The organism is Pelomicrobium sp. G1, assembly GCF_051905455.1.
Classification (GTDB): Bacteria; Pseudomonadota; Gammaproteobacteria; order Burkholderiales; family UBA6910; genus Pelomicrobium.
In genome coordinates this window covers 166,046-171,434 of the sequence record NZ_JBQACR010000008.1, presented here as the reverse complement: position 1 = coordinate 171,434, position 5,389 = coordinate 166,046, and the positions used below count along the sequence as shown (strand labels likewise).

General features: G+C 67.2%; 4 protein-coding genes. 1 reads left to right on the top strand and 3 read right to left on the bottom strand.

The genetic code is table 11. From position 1 onward, the window contains the following. On the top strand, positions 1-206 hold a 206-nt coding region (locus ACTFO6_RS09875), incomplete at its 5' end, for a hypothetical protein (RefSeq protein ID WP_439934287.1). A gap of 45 nt (positions 207-251) precedes the next feature. Here the strand turns inward: ACTFO6_RS09875 and fdhF are convergent. The 3 genes from fdhF to ACTFO6_RS09860 form a co-directional block, all read right to left on the bottom strand. Next, on the bottom strand, positions 252-3,062 hold the full coding sequence (gene fdhF / locus ACTFO6_RS09870; RefSeq protein WP_439934286.1) for a formate dehydrogenase subunit alpha: 2,811 nt from the start codon (positions 3,060-3,062) through the stop codon (positions 252-254). Between the two features lie 69 nt (positions 3,063-3,131). Further along, positions 3,132-4,835: an NAD(P)H-dependent oxidoreductase subunit E gene (locus ACTFO6_RS09865; RefSeq protein ID WP_439934285.1), complete on the bottom strand. Its 1,704-nt coding sequence runs from the start codon at positions 4,833-4,835 to the stop codon at positions 3,132-3,134. A gap of 303 nt (positions 4,836-5,138) precedes the next feature. Next, complete coding sequence (locus tag ACTFO6_RS09860; RefSeq protein WP_439934284.1) at positions 5,139-5,273, bottom strand: hypothetical protein; 135 nt, start codon at positions 5,271-5,273, stop codon at positions 5,139-5,141. Between the last annotated feature and the right edge of the window lie 116 nt (positions 5,274-5,389).

The window sequence follows — 5,389 nt, the reverse complement described above, 5'->3', positions numbered from 1 at the left end:
GGAACCCCCAGCCCCTCGGCCACCTCCCGGATGCGCTTCATCTTGGCACGTTGCGCGATTTCAATGTCGCTCAGCATGTTCTTTTCCCCTTCTCCTCAAGCTTGTTGCGGGCCCGCCGCACCGCTCGATCGACGATCCGGCCGGCCAACCGGCGGGCCCACGAGAATGGCCGGGATGTTAGTCAGCCGGCCGACTCCTGGCATTGACCATGGTCAAGAGTGAAAACCCTTCTCCCCCACCGGGACCCGGCGTCACGCCACCGCCAGCGAGCGCCCGCCGCCGTAGCTCAGGTGGACGGGAGCCTCGCCGCCGGGCCGCACTTTGGCCGCGCAGTACTTGAACTCGGGAATTTTCCCGTACGGGTCCAGGGCTGGATTGGTGAGCAGGTTCGCCGCCGCCTCGTAGAAGCAGAACGGGATGAACACCGCTCCCCGCGGCGTCGATTCCTCGGCGCGGGCGAAGAGGGCAATCCTGCCCCGGCGCGTCTCCACCGTGACCAGGTCCCCGGGTTTCACGCCCAGGGCGTCCAGATCCAGGGGATGGAGGGAGGCCACCGGTTCCGGTTCGATGGCGTCCAGCACCCCCGCGCGCCGGGTCATGGCGCCGGTGTGCCAGTGCTCGAGCTGGCGGCCGGTGATCAGCACCCACGGGTATTCCTCGTCCGGGCGCTCCGCCGCCGGGACGATGTCCGCCGGCACGAAGCGGCCGCGGCCGGTCTTGGTGGGGAAGCGGTCGATGAAGACCACCGGCTGTCCCGGATCGCCCTCCTTCTCGCACGGGTAGGTGACCGAGCTTTCCTGCTCCAGCCGCTCCCAGGTGATGCCGGCGATGGAGGGCATTGCCCGGCGCATCTCCTCGAACACCGCCCGAACGCCGCTCTCGGGGCCCTCGTAGCGCCACTCGAGTCCGAGCCGTTTCGCCATCTCCTGGATGATCCACAGGTCCTGGCGGGCGTCCCCCGGCAGATCCAGGGCACGTCGGCCGAGTTGCACCATGCGGTCTGTGTTGGTCACGGTACCCGTCTTCTCGGGCCAGGCGGAGGCGGGCAGCACCACGTCGGCGAGATAGGCCGTCTCGGTGAGGAAGATGTCCTGCACTACCAGCCACTCCAGCCGCGCCAGGGCCTCCCGGGCGTGCTGCAGGTCCGGATCGGACATGGCCGGGTTCTCCCCCATGATGTACATGCCGCGGATTTCCCCCGCCAGGATCGCGTTCATGATCTCCACCACGGTGAGCCCGGGCTTGGGATCGAGGCGGGTGCCCCACAGCTTCTCGAAGCGCGCCCGGGCTTCGGCGTCGTCCACCCGCTGGTAGTCCGGGAACACCATGGGGATCAGGCCCGAGTCGGAAGCGCCCTGCACGTTGTTCTGGCCGCGCAGAGGATGAAGCCCCGTGCCCGGGCGCCCGACTTGGCCCGTCATCAGAGCGAGGGCGATCAGGCAGCGGGCGTTGTCGGTGCCGTGCACGTGCTGGGAGATGCCCATGCCCCACAGGATCATGGAGCCCTTGGATTTGGCGTACAGGCGCGCCACCTCCCGGATCGTTTCGGCAGGAATGCCGCACACCGGCGCCATCCTCTCAGGGCTGTAACCTTTGACGTTTTTCTTCAGGGCTTCGAACCCCTCCGTGCGGCTGCGGATGAAGTCCTCGTTCACCAGCCCCTCTTCCACGATGGTGTACATCATGGCATTCAGGAGGGCGACATCGGTGTCGGGCTTGAACTGCAGGAAATAGGTGGCGTAGCGGGCCAGCTCGGTGCGGCGCGGGTCGGCGACGATGAGTTTCACCCCCTGCTTGGCCGCGTTCTTGATCCAGGTGGCGGCCACCGGGTGGTTCACCGTCGGGTTGGCGCCGATCACCAGGACCACCTCAGCTTTCAGCACGTCGCTCACCTGGTTGGACACGGCCCCGCTGCCGATGCCCTCCAGGAGCGCCGCCACGCTGGAGGCGTGGCACAGGCGGGTGCAGTGGTCCACGTTGTTGCTGCCGAAGCCCGTGCGCACCAGCTTCTGGAACAGGTAGGCCTCCTCGTTGGACCCCTTGGCCGAGCCGAACCCGGCCAGGGCGTGCTTGCCGTGGGCGTCCCGGATCTGCCTGAGTTTGCCGGCGGCCAGATCCAGTGCTTCCTCCCACGTGGCTTCGCGGAAAACCTCCTGCCAATGCTCCGGGTCCACCACGAAGTCGGCGGATTTGGGCACGCCTGGCTTGCGGATAAGGGGCTTGGTCAAGCGCTGCCGGTGATGCACGTAGTCGAACCCATAGCGTCCCTTCACGCACAGCCGCCCGTGGTTTGCGGGGCCATCGCGCCCGGTCACATAGAGGATCTTGTTGTCCTTCACGTGATAGGTGAGCAGGCATCCCACACCGCAGTAGGGGCAGACCGAGTCCACGGTCTTGTCCGCCTGCTGGAGCCCCACGTCCCGAGCCGGCATCAGCGCCCCCGTCGGGCACGCCTGGACGCACTCGCCGCACGCCACGCAGGTGCTCGCGCCCATCGGGTCATCGAAGTCGAACACGATCTTGGAGCGGTCGCCGCGGAACGCGTAGCCGATCACGTCGTTCACCTGCTCCTCGCGGCAGGCGCGCAGGCAGCGGGTGCACTGGATGCAGGCGTCGAGCCGCACCGCCATCGCCGGGTGGGACAGGTCCGGCGACACCTGGGGGCGGGGGGCGAAGCGGGGCTTGCCCACCCGGAGCTTGCGCGCCCATTGGTCCAGCTCGGACTCGAGGGTGTACTGCTCCTGCGGCATGTCGGAGAGCAGGAGCTCCAGCACCATCTTCTGGGAGTGCAGGGCCCGCTCGCTGTCGGTCGCAACTTCCATGCCGGGCGCAGGCCGCCGGCAGCAGGAGGGCGCCAGCACCCGCTCCCCCTTGACCTCCACCATGCAGGCGCGGCAGTTGCCGTCAGGCCGCAGGCCCTCCTTGTAGCACAGGTGGGGAATCTCGATCCCGTAGCGCTTGGCCGTCTGCAGGATCGTCTCGTTGCTATAGCCGGTGACCTCCTTCCCGTTCAGCTTGAATCGGATCGCTTCGGGCCGGACTTCCAGGTCGGTCATCTTCATGGGCTCACCTCTTCGATGGGGATCGGCGCCGCCTCTCCTCGTTGGAGCGGCGCGGCCAGAGTCGGTTCGTTATTCGATTTCCTTGGGAAAGAACTTGATCACGCTCTTCACCGGGTTCGGCGCCGCCTGGCCCAGGCCGCAGATGGAGGCGTCCATCATGGCTCGGGACAGCTCCTCCAGTAGCGGCACGTCCCACTCGGGCTTCTCCAGAAGAGCGAGGGCCTTGGCGGTGCCCACGCGGCAGGGCGTGCACTGGCCGCAGGATTCGTCGTGGAAAAAGGCCATCAGGTTGCGGGCGGCGTCCCGCGCCCGATCTTTGTCCGAGAGCACGATCACCGCCATGGAGCCGATGAAGCAGCCGTGGGGCTCCAGGGTGCCGAAATCGAGGGGAATGTCCCCCATGGAGGCGGGCAGGATCCCGCCGGAGGCCCCGCCGGGTAGATAGGCGTAGAACTCGTGGCCGTCCAGCATGCCGCCGCAGTACTCCTCGATCAGCTCTTTCACCGTGATGCCGGCCGGCGCCAGCTTCACCCCCGGCTCCTTGACTCGGCCGCTCACCGAAAAGGAGCGCAGGCCCGTGCGCCCGTGGCGACCATGGGAGGTGTACCAGCCGGCGCCCTTTTCCAGGATATCCCTGATCCAGTAGAGGGTCTCGAAGTTGTGCTCCAGGGTGGGGCGGCCGAACAGGCCCACCTGGGCTACGTAGGGGGGGCGCAGCCGGGGCATGCCTCGCTTGCCTTCGATGGATTCGATCATCGCCGACTCTTCCCCGCAGATGTAGGCGCCCGCGCCGCGGCGCAGGTGGATCGGGGGCAGGGCACAGGGGGGATCCTGCTGGAGGGCCTTGAGCTCCCGCGCCAGCATCTCCCGGCAGCCGTGGTACTCGTCCCGCAGGTAGATGTAGATCTCGGAGACGCCGCACACCCAGGCGGCGATGATGGCCCCTTCCAGGAACCGGTGGGGGTCCCGCTCCAGGTAGTAGCGATCCTTGAAGGTCCCGGGCTCGCCTTCGTCGATGTTGACCGCCATCAGCCGCGGCGCAGGTTCTCCGCGCACGATGCGCCACTTGCGCCCGGCCGGGAAACCGGCCCCGCCGAGCCCCCTTAAGCCCGAGTCCTCCATGGTCTTGAGGAACTTCTCCGGATCGTGCTTGCCCGCCAGGCATTCGGCCAGCAGCCGGTAGCCTCCCTGGGCGCGGTACTCCTGATAGGTGATGCCTCTAGGGGGCGAGTCCTTGAGTTCCCGACGCGCCACCGCCGCGAGCACCCGCTCGACTTCCGCCCCCTCAATCGGTTTCTGACCTACCACGGCCACCGGTGCGCCGGCGCAGCGGCCGACGCACGGCGCTGGAATGACGCGCACGCCGGGACCCAATTGCTTTTTGAGCTGGGCCATCAGCTCATGGGCCCCCGCCAGCTCGCAGGAGAGGGATTCGCACACTCGCACCGTGACCGCGGGCGGAGCCGCATCGCCCTCCTTCACCACGTCGAAGTGATGGTAGAAGGTGGCCACCTCGAAGACCTCCGTGAGGGCCAGGTTCATCTCCCGGGCGAGGGCCGCCAGGTGGGCCGCCGAGAGATGGCCATAGGCGTCCTGGATCTTGTGCAGATGCTCGATGAGGAGATCCCGGCGCCGGGGCTCCTCCCCCAGCAGGGCGCGTACTTCCTCCAGCGCCTTGGGATCGACGGTGCGGCCTTTGGGCGTCGGCCGCACCCGGTGGCGATGGTCGCCGCCTTCGCGGGAACCGGTCGAGAAGATGGTTCGATCGTTCATCACAAATGCCTTTCGAGCCTGACAATCGGGTTGAGCAATGCGGACCGGCAAGACATTTGTGCGCTGCGTAGCTGCAGGTCAACAACACCCCGCCGGTCCTGGTTAGCTCCAGGGCTCCGGCGGGAGGTCCCGTTCCGGGGACTTTTTCTTAGAATTTCGCGCTGCTCCTGCTATAGGGCGATCCAAATGTGTTCATCGGAAACGCGGGCGGATTCCAATACGAAACATTATCCCCTCTAGGGGGCGTCGCCGCAATGAAAACGACCATGCTTTGCAAGTATGATGCCATGCACCGCGCTGGCGTCACTTGAGCACCGACCTGGCCAGCTTGCCCATCTCGGCGGGGTTGCGCGGCTCCCCCGCCCCCTCCATCAGGGAGCTTTTGGTCTCGGCCCACGGGCTTCGCCCGTGACCCTCGCCCAGCTCGCTCAGCCCCACCACCCCTCGACCAGCCCCTCGGCAACGTTCTCCTCCATTAGGGAGCTTTTGGTCTCGGCCCACGGGCTTCGCCCGTGACCCTCGCCCAGCTCGCTCAGCCCCACCACCCCTCGACC

Coding starts and splice junctions, on each gene's coding strand:
- fdhF (WP_439934286.1), bottom strand. CDS start 3,062: ATGAAGATGACCGACCTGGAAGTCCGGCCCGAAGCGATCCGATTCAAG.
- ACTFO6_RS09865 (WP_439934285.1), bottom strand. CDS start 4,835: ATGAACGATCGAACCATCTTCTCGACCGGTTCCCGCGAAGGCGGCGAC.